Origin of the sequence: Nocardioides endophyticus (genome assembly GCF_039543845.1) — a bacterium.
Taxonomy (GTDB): Bacteria; Actinomycetota; Actinomycetes; order Propionibacteriales; family Nocardioidaceae; genus Nocardioides; species Nocardioides endophyticus.
Genome location: NZ_BAABKN010000023.1, coordinates 399,303 through 420,856 on the forward strand (window position 1 = coordinate 399,303; position 21,554 = coordinate 420,856).

Sequence of the window (21,554 nt, forward strand, 5' to 3'; positions counted from 1 at the left end):
GCCGCGATCGGATGGAGCCGCCGCCTCCCTGAGGCAAGATCTCCGCAGGAAACCTGCAAGGTTTCCGCAACTGGGGCAGGACGCCATTACGGACGCGTACTGTCCCAGGTCGAACCGCCCGCACCTGGGCGCACACAGCTGGGGGGCTGACACATGTCACTGTCGCGCGCAATTTTCCGGGCGAAACCGGAATCGCGGGCCCGACGAGGCGGCACCGCTGCGGTCGTCATCGGTCTCACCGCAGGGGTCCTCGCCCTGCTGCCGACCGCTCCGGCGTCGGCCACCGGGGGCGGTTCGGGGGGCGGCTCGACGTCGAGCTTCGTCTGCGCCACGGACACCGTCTACAGCATCGACCAGGACTCGCACGGGCTGCGGAAGGTCACGGCGTCGACCGGGGCATCGAGCTCCAACGGCTCGTTCGACGCCGACCCGGGTGACGCGGTCAACGCGTTCGCGCTGCCGGGCGGCGGTGGCCGGTACGCCTACGCGTTCAACCGCTCCGCCAACAAGGTGCTGCGCTTCGACGCCACCACGGGCAACACCGTCTCCTACAGCCCGCCGTCCAACAGCAGCGCCAGCAGCGTGATCGCGGGCGCGATCAACTCGGCGACCGGGATCTACTACTACGCCGCCGGCGGCGACCCGTGGAAGCTCTACGCCTTCGACACCGGCACCAACCAGGCGATCGGCCAGGTGGGGACGATCAGCGGCCTGTCCGTCAACGGCGACATGGCCTTCGACGCGGTCGGCAACCTGTACGTCGTCAGCAACGCGAGCACCAATGCGTCCGGCACGCTGGCCCGCGTCAACGGCCCGCTGCCGACCACCGCGGGCACCCGCTCCCTCGCCTCGACCAAGCTCGCCACACTGCCCGGCAACTCGGGCCAGTACGCGTCGATGGCCTTCGACGGCGGCGGCTACCTCGTGATCGGCACGGGCAGCGGCACGATCCTGCGCGTCAACCCGTCCAGCGGCGCCGCGGTCACGACCAAGTCGACCAGCCTGCAGCTCTCCGACATGGCCTCCTGCTCGACCCCCAGCACCGCGAGCGCCAACGTCAATCTGCCCTCGGGCCGCCACGACGACGCCGACCAGTTCACGGTCGCGATCACGGGCGGCGGCGTCTCCAGCGGCAACACCGGCACGACGGCGGGCACCGACTCCGGCCTGCAGAGCACCGACGACGAGGTCGCCGGTCCGGTCGTGGTGCTGCCCAGCACGACGTACACGATCACCCAGACGGCCGCGGGCGGCACCGACCTCGGTGACTACACGACCACCTGGAAGTGCGTCTCCGGTGGCAGCGGCGCCACGGTCGCGAGCGGCACGGGCAACACCGGCACGTTCGCGATGCCGGCCGGCTCGGGCAGCACCGTCACCTGCACCTTCACCAACCTCCCGCTGCTGCCGGCGATCCAGCTCGACAAGACTGCCGGCTCGCTCGCCGACGCCGACGGCAACGGCTCCGACGCGGGCGACACCATCACCTACGGCTTCGTGGTGACCAACACCGGCAACATCGTGCTCAACCCGGTGAGCGTCGCCGACCCGAAGCTCGGCGCGATCACCTGCCCGACCGGCGCCCTCGCTGTCGGCGCCTCGGTCACCTGCACGCCGAAGACGTACGCCGTGACGCAGGCGGAGGTCGACGCGGGCAAGGTCGACAACACCGCCACCGCGACGGGCAAGGGCTCGAACGGCGTGGTCGTCACCGACGACGACTCCGTGACCGTGCCGATCACCTCGCGCCCGGTCATCGCCCTCGACAAGACCGCGGGCCCGATCACCGACACCGACGCCAACGGCCCCGACGCGGGCGACACGATCACCTACGGCTTCGTGGTGACCAACACCGGCAACGTGACCCTCAATCCGGTCACGGTCACCGACCCGCTGCTCGGCGGCGCGATCACCTGCCCGACCGGGACGCTCGCGCCGGGCGCGTCGCGGACCTGCTCGTCGAAGGCCTACACCCTGACCCACGCAGACGTGAACGCCGGCAAGGTGGTCAACACCGCCAGCACGTCCGGCACGCCGCCGACGGGCTCGGCGGTGACCGGCGCCGACACCACCACGACCACGCTGCCGGGCACGCCGGCGATCGTCCTCGACAAGACCGCGAGCACGATCACCGACACCGACGGCAACGGACCCGACAAGGGCGACACGATCGCGTACGGCTTCAAGGTCACCAACGCCGGCACGGTCACCCTGGACCCGGTCACGGTCACCGACCCGATGCTCGGCGGGGCGGTCGACTGCGGCACCGGGCCGCTCGCGCCTGGCGCGTCGCGGACCTGCACTTCGAAGACCTACACGCTGACCCAGGCCGACGTGGACTCCGGCGCCGTGGACAACACGGCGACCGCCAGCGGTACGCCGCCGACGGGCTCGCCGGTCACCGACACCGACGGCACCCACACGCCGGTCAGCGGCACCCCGGCGATCGCGCTGGACAAGACCGCGGGTGCGATCACTGACACCGATGACAACGGCCCCGACAAGGGCGACACCATCGCCTACACGTTCCTGGTCACCAACACCGGCACCGTCACGCTCTCGGCCGTCGGCGTCGCCGACGCGAAGGTCGGCCAGGTGACCTGCCCGGTCACGACGCTGGCACCAGGTGCCTCGACCACCTGCACCGCCGCGGCGTACGTCCTGACCCAGGCCGACGTCGACGCCGGCAAGGTGGACAACACCGCGAAGGCGACCGGCACTCCGCCGCACGGGCCGAAGGTCACCGCCACCGACTCGACCCACACCCCGGTCGCGCCGCACGGCGCCCTGGAGCTGACCAAGTCGGCCGGCCCCGTCACCGACGTGAACGGCAACGGCCTCGACGCCGGCGACACGATCAGCTACGGCTTCAAGGTCACCAACACCGGCAACGTGTCGCTGAGCCTGATCGGCGTCAGCGACCCGAAGGTCGGCCAGGTCACCTGCCCGGCCACGACGCTGGCCCCCGGTCAGTCGCTGACCTGCGACCCGCGCACCTACGTGTTGACGCAGGACGACATCGACCACGGCTCGGTGGTCAACACCGCGACCGCCACGGGTACGACGCCGACGGACGAGACGGTCGGCGACGACGACACGCGCGTCGTGGAGCTGCCGGCCACCGGCGCGATCCAGCTGGTGAAGACCGCCGGTGAGGTCACCGACCTCGACGGTAACGGACCGGATGAGGGCGACACGATCGTCTACTCGTTCCACGTCGCCAACACCGGCAACGTCCGGCTCGACCCGGTGACCGTCTCCGACCCGAAGGTCGGCCCGGTCACCTGCCCGGACGGCGCGCTCGAGCCGGGTGACTCGGTCGACTGCACGCCGGTGACCTACTCGATCACCGCGGCCGACCAGGACCTCGGCCGGGTCGACAACACCGCCACCGCGACGGGCCGGGCCCCGAGCGGGAGCACCGTCCAGGACACCGACTCGACGACCACCCCGGTGCAGCCGACGGTCACCAACGTGAAGGTCACGAAGACGCTCGACGACGCCACGCCGCGCGTCGGTGACGTCGTCACCTACACCCTCACGGTCACCAACGCCGGCGCGGCCGCGGCCCACGACGTGGTCGTCGTGGACGCGCTGCCCGACGGGGTCACCCTCGAGTCCGCCGATGCGCCGTGCACCGTGTCCGGCAGCACGGTGCGCTGCGAGCTGGGCACGCTGGTCGCCGGCCAGACCCGGGCCGTCGGCGTCCGGGTGCAAGTCTCGCCGCTCCCGGTGACCGGGGTCGACCACCAGCACCTGTTCGACGTGCAGAAGACCGAGGTCCACGTCGACGTCGAGCCCGGCAGCCAGGCGGCCGGCACGGTCACCTGCCCGACCGGGTACGTCGCGACCGACGGCTCCGGCCGCATCGACCACGTCGACCAGGACACCGGCACCCTCGCCGACGTCGTGATGACCGACAACCACGCCGTCGGGGAGGACGGCTGGACCGCCCGGTTCGTCAACAACGCCACCGGCCGGGCTCAGGCCAAGGTGTTCTCGGTCTGCGTCGCCCGCGACAGCGAGGTCGTCAACGGCCACCAGCACCAGCTGGTGACCAGCGACCAGCAGTCCGAGACGCGGAGCCTGCCGACGGGTCGCACCGACGTCACCCTGACGTGCGACACGGGCCAGGTCCCGGTGCAGCCCGGGTGGGCGCTCGACGATGCGGCGCCGGTCGTCACGTCGTACCCCAACGGTGAGCGCGGCTGGACCTTCGCGGTCGACAACGCCGGCGGCGCCTCGGCGGGCACCTTCACCCTCCGGTGCCTCGACGTGCTCACCAGTGAGGCCGACGGGCATCAGCACGAGCTCGGCTTCGACGAGGTGCGGCAGAGGGTCACGGTCCGGCCGGGCCAGGTCTCCGAGATCACGCTGAGCTGCGCCGGCGACGCCAAGGGCGTCGTGGCGGGGTACGACGTGGACCCGGGCCTGGTCGTGCTCGGCAACGACCCGCGGCCGGTCATCCGGGTGTTCAAGCTCTTCAACCCGACCGACCAGCCGCTCGACGCCGACCTCTACCTGCACTGCCTGGCCAACCGCACCGAGAAGGGTGCGGACGCCGGCGGCACCGTCACCAACACCGCGACGGTCTCGACCAGCACGGCCGAGACCACCACGGACGACAACTCGTCGAGCGTGGCGTTCCAGGTCGACACCTCGCCGGTCAGTCCGGTGAGCCCGGTCGTTCCCCACAACCCGGTCGCTCCTGCCGCGCCGTCGTCGGTGCGTCTGGTGGCCGTCAAGGCGCTGGTCTCGAAGTCCGCGGTGACCACGACGGTCTCCTGCTCGGGCGCCGAGGACTGCACCGGCCGGGCGCAGCTCGTCGCCTCGAAGCGGACGAAGGTGAACGGACACGTCGTCAAGAAGGGCACGGTGCTGGCCACGGTGACCTACTCGGTCGAGGCCGGCACCGAGGCCAAGCTGAGGCTGGTCAAGACCAAGGCGGGCAGGACGGCGCTGCGCGGGAAGGCGGTCCGCAAGGTCACGCTGCGCATCGGCGGGAAGGCGTTCACAGTCAGCCTGCGGCGCTGACCGGATCGATGTCCGGGCTCGGGCATGCGGCAGGATGAGCCGCATGCCCGAGCTCGTGCACTACTCAGTCGCCGACGCGGTCGCGACCATCACCCTCGACTCCCAGCACAACCGCAACGCCCTGTCGCGGCAGCTCGTCTCCGAGCTGTTCGCGGGCCTGGAGGCCGCCGCGGCGGACCCCGAGGTCAAGGTCGTGCTGGTCACGTCGGCGGGCCGGGTCTTCTGCTCCGGCGCCGATCTCTCCGAGGCGTCGTCCGAGGGCATGGACGAGGGCACCCGCAGGATCGTGGCGCTCCAGCGGTTGATCGTCTCGATGGACAAGCCCGTGGTGACCCGCCTCGGCGGCGCCGTCCGGGCCGGAGGCATCGGCATCGTCGCAGCCTCCGACGTCGTCGTCGCGGCCGAGGACGCCACGTTCGCGCTCACGGAGGTGAAGCTCGGACTCGCGGCGGCGATCATCTCGCTCACCGTGCACGCCCGGATGCATCCGCGGGCCGCGGCGCTCACCACGCTCGGCGGCGAGGTGTTCACCGGCGCCGAGGCGGCGGCGTACGGCCTGGTGACGAAGGCCGTCGCGGCCGACGACCTCGACGCCGAGGTCGCCCGGGTGTGCGCATCGCTCGCGACCGGCGCCGCCCAGGGGCTGCGTGAGTCCAAGCGGATCCTCAACCGCGACCTGCTCGCCCGCATCGACGCCCACGGCGACGAGATGGCGGAGCTGTCCTCGCGGCTCTTCGCGTCCGACGAGGCGCGCGAGGCGATGGCGACGTTCCTGTCTCGGAAGAAGTAGACGCGGGGTAGGCTTGTCGACTCGCTGAAACGTTGAGGGGACAGGCGTGTCGGAAGAGCTGGTCGAACGGGAGATCGCGGCCGAGCAGGCGTTCGTGGATCAGGTCTACCGTCAATTGGAGGTGTCCGCGAAGGCGGCGCAAGAGCTTGCCAAGGAGGGCCACAGCCGGGGACGGCTGGGCCACGAGGGCGGGCTGGTCGAGCGCGACGCGATGGTGTTCCAGGCCGCTCGTCGGATCGCGCAGCTCGACGCCGCGCACGAGGGCCTGGTCTTCGGCCGTCTCGACATGCTCGCCGAGGTCGACCCCGACCCCCGCTACATCGGCCGGATCGGCCTGCGCGACGCCAACCGCGACTCGCTGCTGATCGACTGGCGCGCCCCGGCGGCCGCCGTGTTCTACCAGGCGACCGCTGCCGAGCCGCAGCGCGTCGTACGACGCCGGGTGCTGCGGGCCTCGGGCCGCGAGGTCGTCGGGGTCGAGGACGAGCTGCTCGACGCCGAGGCCGAGACGACCCTGCCGATCATCGGCGAGGGCGCCCTGATGGCCCAGCTGTCGCGCGCCCGCGACCGGTCGATGCACTCGATCGTCGCCACCATCCAGGCCGAGCAGGACAAGGCGATCCGGGCTCCCGGTCGCGGCGTGGTCGCGATCTCCGGCGGCCCGGGCACCGGCAAGACCGTGGTCGCGCTCCACCGCGCGGCGTACCTCCTCTACACCGACCGCCGCCGCTACGAGACCGGCGGCGTCCTGGTGGTCGGACCCAGCGGCGTCTTCATGCGCTACATCGAGCGGGTGCTGCCGAGCCTCGGCGAGACGGCGGTCGCGCTGCGCTCGCTCGGCGAGGTCGTGGACGGCGTGCGCGCCACGCGGCACGACGAGCCGGCGGTCGCCGACGTCAAGGGCTCCGCGGCGATGGCCGAGCTGGTCCGCCGTACGGCGCGGCAGCAGGCGCCGGGCAGCCCGAGCGAGTTCCGGATCTTCTGGCGCGACGACACGATCGTGCTCAGCCGCGGCCAGCTCGGCGCCATCCGCCGCAACCTGATGTCGCAGGGCCGCCGCAACCGCCAGCTCCCGCGCGTCGTCGGCACGCTGCTCGACGCCATGTGGCGCCAGGTGCGCGGCGAGCGCGGCCGCGACCGGGGGCGTGAGGCCTTCGACGACGACATGCAGTCCGACCAGTCCTTCCTCGACTTCGCCGCCGCCTGGTGGCCGCCCCTGGAGGCGTCCGACGTCTTCGGCTGGCTGCGCGACCCTGAGTTCCTGGCGCGCGTCGGCGACGGCGTGATCGGGCCCGAGGAGCAGCGCCTCCTCACGAAGTCGTGGGCCGACGCGACCGACTTCTCGGTGCAGGACGTCCCGCTGCTCGACGAGCTGCGCTACGCGATCGGCGACGTCCCGGCGCGCACCGACGACGAGGCGACCCTCGCCGACACCGGTCTGCTCGACGGCGGCATCGACATGCAGGAGCTCTTCACGGCGGCCGACCGCGAGTTCGCGCCGACCGGCCGGGCCTGGGCTCCGCCGACGCACAAGATCGAGGACGACCCGTTCGCCCACGTCCTCATCGACGAGGCGCAGGACCTGACCCCGATGCAGTGGCGGATGGTCGGTCGTCGCGGCCGTACGGCGTCGTGGACGATCGTCGGCGACCCGGCCCAGTCGTCGTGGCCGGTGCCGGCGGAGTCGGCGGCCGCGCGGGCCGCCGCGCTCGAGGGCAAGGAGCTCCACGAGTTCCACCTCTCGACCAACTACCGCAACTCCTCCGAGATCTACGCCCACGCCGCGGCGTACGCCGACCGGGTCGGCCTCGACGTCGACCTCCCGACCGCTGTCCGCTCGACGGGCATCGAGCCGGTCGTGCGGACCGGTGTCCCCGACGGGGAGCTCGAGGCCGCGACCCGCGAGGCGGTCGCCGCGATCGCCTCGGAGGTCGGCGGCACGGTCGGCATCGTGGTGCCCGCTGCACGCCGCTCCGAGGTCAACGCCTGGCTGGCCTCGTGGCCCGAGTTCGCCGACGACGCCGCCGGTGCCCGGGCCTCCGTCGACTCGACGGTCACACCGTCCGGTGAGGACCGGATCGTAGTGCTGACCGGCCTCGACACCAAGGGACTCGAGTTCGACGGGATCGTCGTCGTCCGACCGCAGGAGATCGAGGACGAGTCGGTCACGGGTCGGGCAACCCTGTACGTCGTACTGACCCGCGCGACGCAGTTGCTGACCACGCTGGGCTGACGTTTCCCGACCCCGGCGCGTCAACCGGGCGCGACCTGGGCGTTCACCTGGCGTTCGCGATACCATGCACGCTGCTGTCGCGGGGTCTCCGCGCCAACGCCGTATTCTCGGGGGAGAAAAAACATGACCGTGCGCCGCGTCGACCAGCGGGGCGGACTAGGGGCACTGATGCTTGCGACACCGTGGCTACGTCGGGCGGCCCTGGCAGCCCTGGACGTGACCAGCTGGGGGCTTGCTCTCGCGGTGATCGTCGGCGTTCGCCTCGACTTCAGCATCACCGACGTCCAGTGGGCATCCATCGTTCGCTACGGCCTCACCGCGGGTGCGCTGATGGTCGGCCTGGGATACGCCACGAAGTTCTACCGCGGTCGCTTCCTGGTCGGATCGTTCGACGAGGCGCTGGGTCTCGCGCTGCACATCGGGACCGTCGCCGTGCTCGCGCTGCTGGCCGCGCCGCTGCTCTATCCCGGCCTGCCCCGGAGCATTCCCGTGCTCGTCCCGCCAATGGCGCTGCTGATCAGCGCCGCGGGCCGCTACGTCTTCCGCGTGCTGCGCGAACGGACCGAGGGTTCCCCCGGCAGCGGCCCCGGCGTCGTGGTGCGCAACGCGATCATCTACGGCGCCGGTGACGCCGGACGCCAGGTCGCGCGACTGGTGCGCAACGACCCGGACCTCTCGTTTCGCGTCGTCGGCTACGTCGACGACAACCAGGCCAAGCGATACCTGCGGATCCAAGGGATCCCGGTCCTCGGCACCGGCCACAACCTGGCCTCGGTGGCCGCCGAGTACGACGCCCACGCGGTCATCCTCGCCGTTCCGGGTGCCGGCGGCGCCCTCATCGGGCGGGTCCAGGAGGTGGCCGACGACGCCGACCTAGAGCTCTTCCTGCTGCCGCGTGTCAGCGAGCTCATCGGCGGCAGAGTCGCGGCGTCGGACATCCGACGGGTCGAGATCAGCGACGTCCTGGGGAGGCACCAGGTCTCGACCGACCTGAGCGCGATCGCCGGCTACCTGAGTGGCAAGCGGGTCCTGATCACCGGCGCAGGCGGCTCGATCGGAGCCGAGCTGGCCCGTCAGGTCCACCACTTCGGTCCGTCGACGCTCATCCTGCTCGACCGCGACGAGTCGGCGCTGCACTCGGTGCAGCTCGCCATCTACGGGCACGGCCTGCTCGACAGCCCGGACACGGTGCTGGCCGACATCCGCGAGGTCGACAGCCTCCGCAAGATCTTCCAGGCGCACCAGCCCGAGATCGTGTTCCATGCGGCCGCGCTCAAGCACCTGCCGATGCTGGAGCGGTTCCCCGACGAAGGCTGGAAGACCAACGTGCTGGGCACGCTCAACCTGCTGCGGCTCTCCTCCGAGTTCGAGGTCGACCACTTCGTCAACATCTCCACCGACAAGGCCGCCGACGCGACGAGCGTGCTCGGCGCGACCAAGCGTGCGGCCGAGCAGCTCACCGCATGGCACGCCCAGCAGACCGGCCGCCCGTACATCAGCGTCCGGTTCGGCAACGTCCTCGGATCGCGCGGCTCGATGTTGCACACCTTCAACGCCCAGATCGCTGCAGGCGGGCCGGTCACGGTCACGCACCCCGACGTCACCCGCTACTTCATGACCATCCCCGAGGCCTGCGAGCTCGTGGTCCAGGCCGGCGCCGTCGGTCGTGAGGGCGAGGTGATGGTCCTCGAGATGGGCGAACCGGTGAAGATCCTCGACGTCGCCCGACGGATGATCGCGCTCTCGGGGGGCCGAGGTGTCGAGGTCGTGTTCACCGGTCTGCGCTCCGGCGAGAAGCTGCACGAGACGCTGTTCAGCGAGGACGAGCACGCCCGGGCGACCGGCCACCCGATGATCCGCTCGGTCTCCGTGCCCGTTCTCAGCCCCTCGGACGTGATCGACCTCGAGATCGCGGCACGAGCAGGGATGTGATCGAGCTGCGACTCCCGATCCGGCGGGTCCGAGGTTGAGGGTCAACTACTCGGCTCGGCGTGCGTTCGTCAACGGAGGCGTCTCGGCGCTGCAGGTCGTGGTCATCAGTGGCGTGCTGCTGGTGTCCTACAGGCTCGCGGTCCAGTCGGTCGGCCAGCACGACTTCGGCCTGTACTCCCTGTACTTCGCGTTCGGCACGCTGACGCAGCTCGGCAGTCTCGGGTTCGGCGTAGGCGCGGCGCGGCACGTCGCCGTGGCGTGGGGGCAGGGGCGCCAGCACGACCTTCGTCCCCTCGTCCTCCTCTCGGTGGGCGTCACCTTGCTTGGCGCCGCCTTGATGGCGGTGATCATCTATCTGGGCCTCCATGTCTACGCGCTGGCCTCGCTCTCGCCGCACGACCGGCGGTTGGCAGCCCAGCTCGCGCCGGTGATCCTCGCCGCTGCCTGCCTCGCACCGGTTTCCACGACGGCGCAGGGGCTGATGGACGGCACCAGCCGGAGCTATGCCCGCGCCGCGGTCGTGATGTCCTCGTCACTGGTCTACCTCGCGGTCGTCATCGTCGGGCTGCCCTCCCACGGCGTGGTGGCGCTGGCCTACGGGACGCTCGCCCAGCAGGCCTGTGTCGTGGTGGCTTTGCTGACCTACATCAGCTATCTCTCCCGCGGACTGTCCTCGGGGATGCGGACGCCGTCGAACGTCGGTGAGGTCGCCCGGTACAACCTGAAGATGCACGTGCTGACCCTGCCGACGCTCGCCTACGAACCACTGGCGAAGGCACTGCTGGACATGTTCGCTGGCCTCTCCGCGATCGCCTACTACGAGATCGCCAACCGGCTGCTCCAGCAGGTGAGCGCCCTCGTGCACGCCGCGAACCAGGCGATCGTTCCGGTCGTCGCCGTGCGCGCCTCGGCTGAGGGGTTCCAGCCGGCCCAGGCGTTCCGCAAGTCCTTCCAGGCGATCTTCCCGTTGACCATCCTCGGCTTCGGCGGGGCGCTCGTCGTCCTGCCGCTCCTGTCGTCCTTCGTGTTCGGGGAGACCAGCGCCACCGTGGTCTGGTTCGGCGTCCTGCTGTCGGTCGGGTGGATCGCGAACTGCCTGTGTGGACCGGCGTACTTCGTCGGTGTGACGCTCGACGACTTCCGGGTCAACATCGCGGCCAACTACACCTCGCTGGCCGTGATCGCTGTCGCCGGTGCCGGCCTCGGTTGGTGGTTCGGCGGCTACGGGCTGGCGGCCGGAGTCGCCCTCGCCCTCGTGATCGCGAGCTCTATGGTGAACGTGCACTACATCCACACGTCGGGCCTGAAGATCCGCGATCTCCTGCCGGCGGAGCAGGTCGTTTTCGCGGTCGCGGCCGGCGCCGTGGTGCTGCTGAGCCTGCTCATCAGCCTGTCCGTGGACGGGCGCGGGCTCCTGCTGACGGTCGTCGGTGGGCTCGCGGCACTGGGGCTGGTGGGCGCCATCGACCTGATGCGGCACCCGATCGTCAAGGAACTGAGAACGAGGACGGAACATGTCTCTTGACCACTCGGACGTCGCAGGCACTGAGCGTGAGCCGTTGCTGTCGGTGCTCATCCCGACCCGCAATCGACTCGGCACCCTGGTGCACACGGTGGCCAACGTCCTCGAGCACGGTGGTGACGACCTGGAGGTGGTCATCCACGACACCAGCGACGAGCAGCGGGCGGAGGCCGAGCTCGCCAGCAGATTCGCAGGAGACGCTCGGCTGCGCTACGTCTACTCGGCTCCGCCCATGTCGTTCGCCGAGACCTTCGACAAGACGGTGTCGCTGGCGCGCGGGAGGTTCGTGACCATCGTCGGCGACGACGACGGCATCGGCTCGGCGCTGGCGCTGGCGGCGACGCTGGCCGATGAGCAGGGGTGGGACGCGATCTCACCCACGCTGCCGGCGGCGTACAACTGGCCGGACTTCCGGCACGCCTACTACGGCGACTCGGACGCCGGTCGCCTGGTGCTCCGTGACTTCTCCGGAGCCGTGTCGACGTTGGATGCACCCGCCGAGCTGCGGTCGTCGGCGCGCAACTCCTTCCAGACCTTCGACCGGCTGCCTCGGATCTACTACGGCGTCGTACGCCGCAGCTGCCTCGACGACCTGCGCGCTGATGCCGGAGGGTGCTTCTTCGGCGCCAGTCCGGACATCTCCGGCGCGGTCGGCCTGGCCCAGTACGTCCGGACCCTGGTGCGGATCGACTACCCGCTGTTCGTGCCCGGGAGCTCCGCGCGGAGCGGTGCGGGCCTCAGTGGGATGAAGCAGCACGCGGGCAGCCTGGCCGAGACGCCCCAGACCGCGGCGTTCGCGGCGACCTGGCCTCCGCAGGTCCCCCCCGTCTACTCAGTCCAGACGGTCTGGGCGCAGGCGGCCCTCGCCACGCTCGACGAGGTCGACAAGGAGGGGACCGGCCGTCGGCTCAACGTCGGGCGGCTCCATGCCCAGACATTGGTGCACAACCCGAAGTTCGCGCAGCCCGTCCTGGCCAGCCTGGCGGCGAACGTCCGGTGCAGCTGGTGGCGCGCCCCCGGGCTGCTCGCCGGCTTCGTCGTCGGCGGGCTCCGTGAGGCCGCGTGGCGCGCTCGTGGGCTGGGCTACCGGATCTTCAAGCGCGGCTACTACCGCTACGACTACACGCGGACCGACCTGCCGGACATCCAGGTGGCCGTCAACGCCCTGGAGCAGCAGCTCCAGGGGCGGGGCGAGAGCTTCGACCGGGTGGCGCAGCAGTGGCGGGTCTCAGGGGCCTGACGGGTCGAAGCGGCGCGGGGAGTAGCCGAAGTCGTCGTGCGCCTCACGGTGCTCGAACGTCATGTCGCTCGCCATCCGGTCTGCCATGCCGGCGGCCGTGTGTGCCGTCCGGGAGCTGGGAGCCACCCGCTCCGCGCCGCGGAACAGGGCCGCCGGGACCCGGAGGACGAGGGTGGGGCCCGGCACCGTCGCGCGGACCCGGTCCACCATCTCGCGGTAGGTCAGCACCTCCGCACCCGAGATCGTGTACGCCGACCCGAGCGTGCCCGCGGGTGCGGTGGCCAGCCGGGCGGCCGCCCAGGCGACGTCAGCGACATGGACGGGCTGGCGCCGGCCGGCTGCGGCGCCGACCACAGGGAAGACGCGGAAACGACGCAGGACGTTCCGCATCGTCGAGACGTTCCCGTCCCGCTCGTGCCCGTAGATCATGGTGGGGCGCAGCAGCGTGACCTCGACGCCTGCTCGACGTCCCCACTCCACGGTGGCGTCCTCGCCCAGGCGCAACCGCTCGGCGAGATCGCGGTCGGCCGACCGGGCGGACTCCTGCTTCGTGAACCGGCTGGTCGAGGACAGGGCGACGAGGTGCCGGCACCCGGACTCGGCGAGCCAACCCAACTGGTCGACGAGCGCCCAGATCGGCATCAGGCTGATCACCGTCCCGATCGGTCCCGCCCCGGGGTCGCCGAGGACCCGCCACTCGCCGCGGGAGTCCGGCTCACGCTGCTCCCTGCTGAAGCGCAGGACCCGGCCGGAGCCCGCCAGCTCGTCGAGGACCGCGTCACCCACGGGGCTGCGGGCCCCCAGGACACCCACCGTCACCGGATCTGCCACGTGCTCGCTCACTTCTGGTCCGATCGTTCGGCGATCAGGGCGGCGAGGTCGTGCCACTCCTGGCGGTAGCCCGCGCGGTCGACCGTGGGCGCCGCGGCGACCGGATCGAGTAGCGCTCGAGCGGTCTCGATGTCCGGCTCGGGCGGGAGCCACTGCGGATCGAGGCCCAGCCGCTCGGCAACCTCGCGGTGCACCGACAGCGGTGAGGCCATCACCCGCGGTGAGAGCACGAGCGCTTCGGCGACGCTGAAGCTGAGGCTCTCCAGCCGGCTCGGCACCAGGGTGGCGACCGCGTGAGCGAGCAGCCAGCTCATCTCGTCGCGGTCGACGGATCCGATCCAGTGCCGCACCTGCGCGGTCTCGAGGATCGAGGAGAGGCGCTGCTGCTGGCCTGAGCCGTCATCGGTGCCGGCCAGCACGAGGAGCGGCCGCTCGCTCGGAGGGAGCAGCCGCAGCAGGTCGAGCGCGTAGTCCGCGCGCTTGTACGGCGTCAGGGTGCCCGGGACCACCACGAACGGACCGTCGATGCCGGCGGGGGCACGGATCGGTGCAGGTCCGGTGGCGCAGAGCTCGAGCGGCAGGGTCACGGGAGAGACCACCGGCGAGAGGCCGCGGGCGGTGAGCAGGTCTGCCATGTAGTGGGACAGCACCACGTTGGACCGGGCGCGCCTCGTGTTGACCCGCGCGACGGTACGTCGCGCCCGATAGAGGGTTCGGCGCCGCGGATCGTAGTCGCGAGCCAGCGCCGCGAACTCCGACCGCGACAGGAAGTTCCACGCGTTCTGGCTCAGCACCACGTCGAGTGGCTGCCGACGCGGGCGCACCGTCTCGACGAGCGCGACGGACGCGGGCTGGTGGAACCCGACCGCGGCGAGCGAACCCGTGACGACGTTGCCCCCGGGGGACGATCGACGCTCGGGAACGCCCCCGCCGTCGGTGCCCGGAGCAGGTGTCCCCGCGGAGCTCACGAGCGCAGACCGAACCAGTCGCCGTGTCGACCGGCGGTGGACAGGATGAAGTTCACGGTCCGCTGCGCGGTGTTCCGCACCTGGTACGCCGGCGGCGGCACCTGCGGTCCGGACGCGATCGCCGCCTGGACGTTGCGCAGGAGTTCGGCCGGGTCCAGGCCGGACATGAGCACCGAACCGGCCTCCAGCGCCTCGGGCCGCTCCATCGAGTCACGCAGGGTCACCGCGGGGAAGCCGAGCATGGCCGCCTCCTCGGAGATGGTGCCGCTGTCCGAGACCGCGCACCGCGAAGCCTGCTGCAGCGCGATGTAGTCGAAGAACCCGAAGGGCGGCAGCATGCGGACGGCGTCGTCTCCGTCCGCGCCGAGCTCCTCGAGCCGCTTGCGCGTGCGTGGATGCGTGGAGAGGATCACCGGCATCCCGGAGTCGTCGGCCAGACGGCGCAGGCACTCGAGTAGCTGGGTGAGGCGCGCCCGGCTGTCGACGTTCTCCTCCCGGTGCATGCTCGCCACGAAGTACTCACCGCTGGTCAGGTCCAGGTCCTGCAGGGTTGTCGATGCCGCGATGTCCGCGCTGTAGTGCTGCAGCACCTCCCACATCGGCGAGCCGGTGACCGCTACCCGACGAGGGTGCAGGCCCTCGGCCAGCAGGTTGCGGCGGGCGTGCTCGGTGTAGGCGAGGTTGAAGTCGGCGACGTGGTCGACCAGCCGGCGGTTGACCTCCTCGGGGACGTTCTCGTCGAACGACCGGTTGCCTGCCTCCATGTGGTAGACGGGCACGTGCATGCGTCGCGCCATCACCGCGGAGATGGCGCTGTTGGTGTCGCCGAGGACCAGGAACGCGTCCGGTCGCTCGGCGGCGAGCACGCCCTCGATCTTGCGGAGGATGTCGCCCATAGTGGCGCCCAGCGACGAGGTGTCGGCGCCCAGGTTGTGGTCAGGCGTACGCAGCCCCAGCTCCCGGAAGAAGATGCCGTTCAGCCGGTCGTCCCAGTTCTGCCCCGTGTGCACCAGCACGTGGTCGGCGAGCTGGTCCAGTAGGGGAATGACACGGGACAGCCGAATGATCTCGGGACGGGTCCCGAGCACTGTCATGATCTTCACGCGCGCGCCCCTCAGCCCTGGTTCCAGCGTTCGTGGGACACCCGCATCTCGTGGACCAGCTCCGGCCACGAGGGCGCGGTGTAGCCGGTGGCATCGGCGAAGCGGCCGGCGGACAGGGACCGGTCGCAGACGAGCGTGTCAGCGGGGCTCACCTCTCCCTCCCACCCGTACTCGGCCGCGACGAGCTGGAGCAGGTCGAACTTCGAGATCGCTGCCGACGCCACGTGCCAGAGGCCGGTGATCTCGGGCCGGGGGAGCACCTGGTGGGCGATCACGTGCGCGAGCTCGACGGTGGGAAGGCCGCTATAGATGGCCTTCGTGAACCCGTGGACGTGCTGGCCGCGTTGGCTGAGGAACCACTCGATCAGTGACCCGCCGTACCGCATCTCGTGGCCGATGATCGACGTGCGGAGGGTCACGTGCGGAGCGCCCACCTCGCCGAGGAGCTTGCTGCGTCCGTAGAAGTCGACGGGGTCCGGGACGTCGTCCTCGATGTACCTGCCGGTGCGGCCCGAGAACACGCAGTCGGTGCTGATCTGCACGAGGCGCGCCCCGGCCGCGGTGCACGACCGTGCGAGCAGATGGGGCAGGAGTGCGTTGATCTCCGTGGTGATGACATGGTCGTCGACCCCGGGCGCCTGCTTGATGACGCCGACCGCGTTGATGACGACGGTCGGCCGGTAGCGCTCGATGGCCGCCTGGACGGTGTCATAGGACAGAACGTCGACGCCCGGCACCAGGCGGTCGGCGAACCGCTCGAGGAAGGGTGCCGGGAGACCGTCGAGCGAACGCACGGTGCCGTGGACGGCCGCGTCGGGGAGGACCGCCGTCAGCTCGTGGAGCAGCGCGTGCCCGAGCATGCCCGACGCTCCCAGAACCAGAACGCTGTCGGTCGGAGCACGGTCTTCGCCCTGCATGTTGGCCTCGCCTCGCTGCTTGCCTTCGGTTTCGTGGTGACGGCGCGATGCTACCGACAACGCCGTGCAATCCTTGCGTCCAGGTAGAGCGCTCGGGTTGCCTCCGGGCCGCGGTGGAGGACCCCGAGGAGGTCGTGATCGATGAGGCTGGGCGTCCTGAGTCAGTGGTTCGCACCGGAGCCGGGTGGCGGTGCGGTGCCGACGGTGCTGGCGAACGGACTGGTCGATCGCGGCCACGACGTCCAGGTGGTGACGGGGTTCCCGAACTACCCCACCGGTCGGATCTACCCGGGCTACCGACAGGGACTCCACGTCCGGGAGACGCTGCGGCCTTCGCTCGACGTACGACGGGTGCCGCTCTACGCCAGCCACGACCAGCGCGCCGCCCGGCGTTCGCTGAACTACCTCTCGTTCGCCGGCTCGGCCGCGGCGATCGGGGCTCGCGACCTCAGCGACCGTGACGCCATGTGGGTGTTCAACTCCCCGGCGACCGTCCCCCTGGTGGCGCGTCGGGTCCGGCGGAGGTACGGCGTGCCGTACCTCCTGCACATCATGGACGTGTGGCCGGACTCGGTCATCGAGAGCGGGATGGTGGACCAGGGCCGCGCTGCCGCGAGGGTCGGCGACGCCCTGTCGGCGCTGGTCCGCCGGGGGTACGACGCAGCCTCGCGCATCGCCCTGACGTCGCCGGGTCAACGGGATCTGCTGGTCTCCCGAGGAGTCCCGGCCGACCTGCTGGAGTACTGCCCCGTGTGGGCCGACGAGGCCATCTTCTCCCCCCGACCGGCCGACCGCTCGGTGCTGCCCGAGGCGGCCCGTGACGCTCGCGTGGTGCTCATGTACGCCGGCGCTCTGGGCCACGTCCAGGGCCTGGATGCCGCGGTGCGGGCTGCTTCCGAGGTGCGCGACACCGGCCTGCACTTCGTGGTCGTCGGATCCGGGATCGCGGACGAGGGTCTGCGGGCGCTGGCACGTGACCTCGGCGCGACCAACGTCCACTTCATGGGCCGGCGCGCGCCGGAGGAGATGGGCGACCTGTCCTCGGCGGCCGATGTCCATCTCGTGTCTCTCGTGGACACACCCCTGATGCGGGTCACGATGCCGAGCAAGCTCCCGTCGGTGCTGGCGTTGGCCCGTCCGGTGGTCCTCAACGGCGCCGGCGACGCCGCCCGCGTGATCACGGAGTCCGGAGCCGGGATCGTCGCCCCCAGCCCGGACGCTCTCGCGGACGTGCTGCGACAGGTCGCCGCCTGCGACCGCTCAGAGCTGCAGTCGTGGGGTGCGGTCGGCCTCGACTACTACCGGCGCGAGTTCTCGTTGTCCCGAGGCGTCGCACACGTCGAGTCGATGCTCGCCGACATCGCGCGCTGACCCGGCGATCAGCGGAGTCCGGCGGCCCGCTGTCGATCGAGGAGCCAGGGCAGGGCGACGTAGGTGCCGATGGCGAGGCACCAGAGGACCAGGCAGATCGTCAGCGGGGTCGCTGCCGCGACCACGACGCACACGACGGACGTCGCGGTCGGTGCGACCGCCGGCCAGGGCGAGCCCGGGACCGTCGTGAGGCGCTGGTAGACATGCTCCCGGTGCGCGGTCATGACCGGTTTGCCGGCGACTGCCCGCCGTACCAATGTGAGCGTCGTGTCGGCGAGGAACACGCACACGGGCGCGACGGCCAGCAGTACCGAGTGCGTGCTGAGCACGGTCACGAGGCTCAGTGCGCCGAGGACGAGGCCCAGGGAGTACGAGCCGACGTCGCCGAGGAAGACCCGGGCGCGCGGGTAGTTCCACGGGAGGAAGCCCAGCGCGGCACCGAGCAGGACGAGCCCGCCCACCAGCAGTGACGTGACGTCCTCGCGTGAACCCACGTAGGCGAACCAGCCGCCGGCGACCACCGCCTGGAAACCGGCGACGCCGTTGGCGCCGTCCATGAAGTTGAAGACGTTGACCAACCCGGTCAGCCAGACGGCCCCGACGAGTCCGGTCGCGACTGCCGCTGCGGTGGAGAGATCGCTCAGCGTACGGACCACGGCGACGCCGACTGCCGCTGTGACGATGAGCTGCAGCCCGAGCCGCACCGGCGCCGGGATGTCGCGGACGTCGTCCGCCAGTCCGACGATGCCCAGGGCCAAGGCGCCTCCGACGAGCCAGGCCAGGGCTGACGTCCACGAGGACGACACGCTGATGCCCAGGGCCATGCAGGGCACCAGTGCGATCCCGCCTCCGCGCGGGACCGGGCGCCGGTGCGAGGAGCGGTGGTTGGGCACGTCCATGACGCCCAGCAGGGGCAGTGCCGCGGTGACGACGCCGACCAGCACCACCGACGCGATGAGCGCGACGAGGAAGGCGGTCACTGGAGCAGGCGTTGGAAGGCGGGGAGCGCCGTGAGCTGCTCGATCACCTCGTCGACGCTGAGCCTCGTCGTGTTGTGGGAGTGGTAGTCGTCGGCGGACTCGACGACGGAGTCGCCCTCTTCGAAGTACTGGCCGTAGTTGAGGTCGCGCGAGTCGATCGGGACCCGGAAGTAGTCGCCCTGGTCGACACTGCGCGCGAGCTCCTCGCGGGTGGCCAGCGTCTCGTAGAGCTTCTCGCCGTGTCGGGTGCCGATGACGTCGACCTCGGGCTCGAGCCCCAGGATCGAGGCGACTGCCTGGGCGAGGGTCTCGATGGTCGACGCCGGAGCCTTGCGGATGAACAGGTCACCGGGCTTGGAGACGCGGAAGGCGTGGTCGACGAGGTCGACCGCCTCCTCCAGGGACATCAGGAAGCGGGTCATCGCCGGATCCGTGATCGTCAGCCGGCGACCGGCGCGCAACTGCTCGACGAACAACGGCACGACGGATCCGCGGGAGCAGAGCACGTTGCCGTAGCGGACGGTCGAGACGACCGTCTCCGAGTTCGGGTTGTTGCGGGCGAATGCCTGCGCCGTCTTCTCCATCAGGGCCTTCGAGTTGCCCATGGCGTTGACCGGATAGACGGCCTTGTCGGTGCCGAGGCAGACGACACGCTGTACGCCGTTCGCGTGGCTGGACTCGATGACGTTGGCCGAGCCCAGGATGTTGGTCTGCACGGCCTCGAGCGGGAAGAACTCGCAGGACGGCACCTGCTTCAGCGCCGCCGCGTGGAACACGAAGTCGGCGTCGCGCGTCGCGCGGTCGACCGACGCGCGGTCGCGCACATCGCCGAGGTAGAAGGCGACGCGCGGGTCGTTGATCTGCCGTCGCATGTCGTCCTGCTTGAGCTCGTCACGGCTCAGCACCCGGACCTGGCGGACGTCACGGTCGAGTAGGTACTTGACCATCGTCGAGCCGAAAGAGCCGGTACCGCCCGTGACCAGCACCGTGCGCTGCGCCAAGTCGCTCACAAAGACCTCAATCTCGAACCGTGGGCGTCCTTCAGATCGACGACGCCCGGGACCACTCGGCCGCTGAGATTACCCGAATAAGGGAATCGGCCGTGGCGCGCTCCCACCTGCCCGAAGACGGTCAGCGGAGTCAACAACGTTACCATCGCTAGGTGTCAGACAAGATTTGCGACTCGTCCATGCCGTCCTGGCTGCGTTACTGGGTCATCGTCTGCGTTCTCGGGGTGTTCGGTCCGTACATCGTCTCGGGTGCGCGAACGGAGCAGTTGGTGATCTACGGGTCGGCGGCCGCGGTGGTCGTGACCCAGCTGCCTCGGCTGTTCCAGATCCTGCGACCGGCGCTCCTGGTCCTGGGGCTCTGGGCGGCGTACGCCGTCGTGGTCGTCGGCGGAGGACTGATCATCGACAACCACATGCCGTGGCCGTCCGGCTCGCTCGTCGCGGGTGTCGACAATGCGCTTCTGCCGCTGGCCTCGATTGTCGTCTTCACCTTCTGGACCAGCCTGGCCGGCAGCGAGTCCGTGCTGCGCCTGGTGTCGTGGGTGGTCGCGTGGGCGATGGGGGCCAACGCGGTGCTCGCGATCGTCACCACCTACCTCGGCCTGGACGCCGTGCCCGGCATCGGTCGCTTCTGGGGGGCCGGTGGATTCGACTCCTCGGTAGCGGTGCTGGCCGAGCAGATGGGGCGCTTCTCCGGGGTTTTCAACCAGCCGGCCGAGGCCGGTGTCGCCTACAGCCTCGCTGCGCTCGGCATCCTCTTCCTGGCGAGGGTCGAACCGCAGGCTCCGCGTCCGGTTCTCTGGGTGCTGCTGGCCCTCGTCGTGATCGGCGGGCTGCTCACCCTCTCGAAGGTCTTCGTGGTCGGGGGTCTCGTCCTCGCGCTCATCACGGCGATCACCGACCGGCGCAACCGTCGGCAGTCGGTGCCGGTGGGGATCCTCGCGGTCGGGGTTGCTGCGGGCCTCGGGATGGCCAATCTCGCCGGATCCTGGGGAGCGTCGATCATGCTCAACTGGTACCGGGTCAGCATCCAGGCCGGCGACTCGTTCCCCTACACGCTCAGTGCCGGTCGCTTCGGCACCCCCGGAGACAACGGTGCGGCCCCGAGCATCACCCCGTCCGCGCCCGTCGACACAGGCGGGTCCGGCACCGATGGCGCGGGCGGACCGACCACTGAGCCCGAGGTACCGCTCCCGACGGGCCTGAGTGACGTCGCACATCAGATCCTCGACAACCAGCCAGTGTTCGGCGTCGGTGCGCGTGGTCTCCAGGTGGCGTACGACTCGACCTGGACCGAGGCGATGATCGTCGGCGGCGTCGTGGGTCTCGTGCTGATGCTGTTGGTCTACGTCGTGCTCGTCGCTCGGTGGGTGTCCAACCGCCGGATCGTGCCGCGGTCGACGTCGCTCTTCGCTGGAGCGGTCGTCCTGCTCACCGTCGGCGCGTCCTTCGGCATGCCCGCGCTCACCGGCAACCGCGAGTCCACCTTGCTGTGGATGTTCCTCGTCCCGCTGGTCGTGGCGTACCGCCCGGCGCCAGGTGCCCCAGAACCGGCAGCCGGATACGTCGCCGCTGGCCACGGCCGGTGGTCCGAGCAGCCCGGGGCCTGACCCGGCCGGGGCC

The 21,554-nt window shown here is 70.7% G+C and carries 14 protein-coding genes; 8 read left to right on the forward strand and 6 right to left on the reverse strand.

The window, feature by feature from the left end; all coding sequences use genetic code 11:
- Positions 1–153: 153 nt before the first annotated feature.
- The 6 genes from ABEA33_RS19055 (at position 154) to ABEA33_RS19080 (ending at position 12,751) form a co-directional block, all read left to right on the forward strand.
- Positions 154–5,034: a beta strand repeat-containing protein gene (locus tag ABEA33_RS19055; protein WP_345528512.1), complete on the forward strand. Its 4,881-nt coding sequence runs from the start codon at positions 154–156 to the stop codon at positions 5,032–5,034.
- 43 nt (positions 5,035–5,077) lie between these two features.
- Entirely contained in the window at positions 5,078–5,824 is a 747-nt protein-coding gene (locus ABEA33_RS19060) for an enoyl-CoA hydratase-related protein (RefSeq protein ID WP_345528513.1), read from the forward strand.
- 46 nt (positions 5,825–5,870) lie between these two features.
- Positions 5,871–8,057, forward strand: a complete 2,187-nt coding sequence (locus ABEA33_RS19065) for a HelD family protein (RefSeq protein ID WP_345528514.1) — start codon at positions 5,871–5,873, stop codon at positions 8,055–8,057.
- 168 nt (positions 8,058–8,225) lie between these two features.
- On the forward strand, positions 8,226–9,989 hold the full coding sequence (locus ABEA33_RS19070) for a polysaccharide biosynthesis protein (RefSeq protein ID WP_345528515.1): 1,764 nt from the start codon (positions 8,226–8,228) through the stop codon (positions 9,987–9,989).
- A 34-nt stretch (positions 9,990–10,023) separates the two neighbouring features.
- Complete coding sequence (locus ABEA33_RS19075) at positions 10,024–11,514, forward strand: lipopolysaccharide biosynthesis protein (RefSeq protein WP_345528516.1); 1,491 nt, start codon at positions 10,024–10,026, stop codon at positions 11,512–11,514.
- Positions 11,504–12,751, forward strand: a complete 1,248-nt coding sequence (locus tag ABEA33_RS19080) for a glycosyltransferase (RefSeq protein WP_345528517.1) — start codon at positions 11,504–11,506, stop codon at positions 12,749–12,751. The genes ABEA33_RS19075 and ABEA33_RS19080 overlap by 11 nt, the downstream gene beginning before the upstream one ends.
- Here the strand turns inward: ABEA33_RS19080 and ABEA33_RS19085 are convergent.
- The 4 genes from ABEA33_RS19085 to ABEA33_RS19100 are packed head-to-tail and all read right to left on the reverse strand — an operon-like array spanning position 12,740 to position 16,570.
- Positions 12,740–13,594 carry an NAD-dependent epimerase/dehydratase family protein gene (locus tag ABEA33_RS19085; protein ID WP_345528518.1) on the reverse strand — a complete coding sequence of 285 codons (855 nt, stop codon included), beginning with the start codon at positions 13,592–13,594 and terminating at the stop codon, positions 12,740–12,742. The two genes, ABEA33_RS19080 and ABEA33_RS19085, sit on opposite strands and share 12 nt — an antisense overlap.
- The gene (locus tag ABEA33_RS19090) at positions 13,591–14,550 is read right to left on the reverse strand and encodes a glycosyltransferase (RefSeq protein WP_345528519.1); all 960 of its coding nucleotides are present in this window, start codon (positions 14,548–14,550) and stop codon (positions 13,591–13,593) included. The genes ABEA33_RS19085 and ABEA33_RS19090 overlap by 4 nt, the downstream gene beginning before the upstream one ends.
- Complete coding sequence (gene wecB / locus ABEA33_RS19095; RefSeq protein ID WP_345528642.1) at positions 14,547–15,644, reverse strand: non-hydrolyzing UDP-N-acetylglucosamine 2-epimerase; 1,098 nt, start codon at positions 15,642–15,644, stop codon at positions 14,547–14,549. Before wecB ends, ABEA33_RS19090 begins: the two co-directional genes overlap by 4 nt.
- Positions 15,645–15,664: 20 nt before the next feature.
- The gene (locus tag ABEA33_RS19100; RefSeq protein WP_345528520.1) at positions 15,665–16,570 is read right to left on the reverse strand and encodes a dTDP-4-dehydrorhamnose reductase family protein; all 906 of its coding nucleotides are present in this window, start codon (positions 16,568–16,570) and stop codon (positions 15,665–15,667) included.
- A gap of 141 nt (positions 16,571–16,711) precedes the next feature.
- Between ABEA33_RS19100 and ABEA33_RS19105 the strand changes: the two genes are divergently transcribed.
- Positions 16,712–17,941 (forward strand): glycosyltransferase family 4 protein, encoded by a 1,230-nt coding sequence (locus tag ABEA33_RS19105; protein WP_345528521.1) that lies wholly within the window; start codon positions 16,712–16,714, stop codon positions 17,939–17,941.
- An 8-nt stretch (positions 17,942–17,949) separates the two neighbouring features.
- On the opposite strand, the gene ABEA33_RS19110 is transcribed toward ABEA33_RS19105, so the two are convergent.
- Positions 17,950–18,921, reverse strand: a complete 972-nt coding sequence (locus ABEA33_RS19110; RefSeq protein WP_345528522.1) for an MraY family glycosyltransferase — start codon at positions 18,919–18,921, stop codon at positions 17,950–17,952.
- A complete protein-coding gene (locus tag ABEA33_RS19115; protein WP_345528524.1) occupies positions 18,918–19,931 on the reverse strand; it encodes a polysaccharide biosynthesis protein in 1,014 nt (337 codons plus the stop codon). The genes ABEA33_RS19110 and ABEA33_RS19115 overlap by 4 nt, the downstream gene beginning before the upstream one ends.
- 152 nt (positions 19,932–20,083) lie before the next feature.
- Here ABEA33_RS19115 and ABEA33_RS19120 point away from each other — a divergent pair, with 152 nt between their 5' ends.
- Complete coding sequence (locus tag ABEA33_RS19120; RefSeq protein WP_345528525.1) at positions 20,084–21,541, forward strand: hypothetical protein; 1,458 nt, start codon at positions 20,084–20,086, stop codon at positions 21,539–21,541.
- The last annotated feature ends 13 nt before the right edge of the window (positions 21,542–21,554 follow it).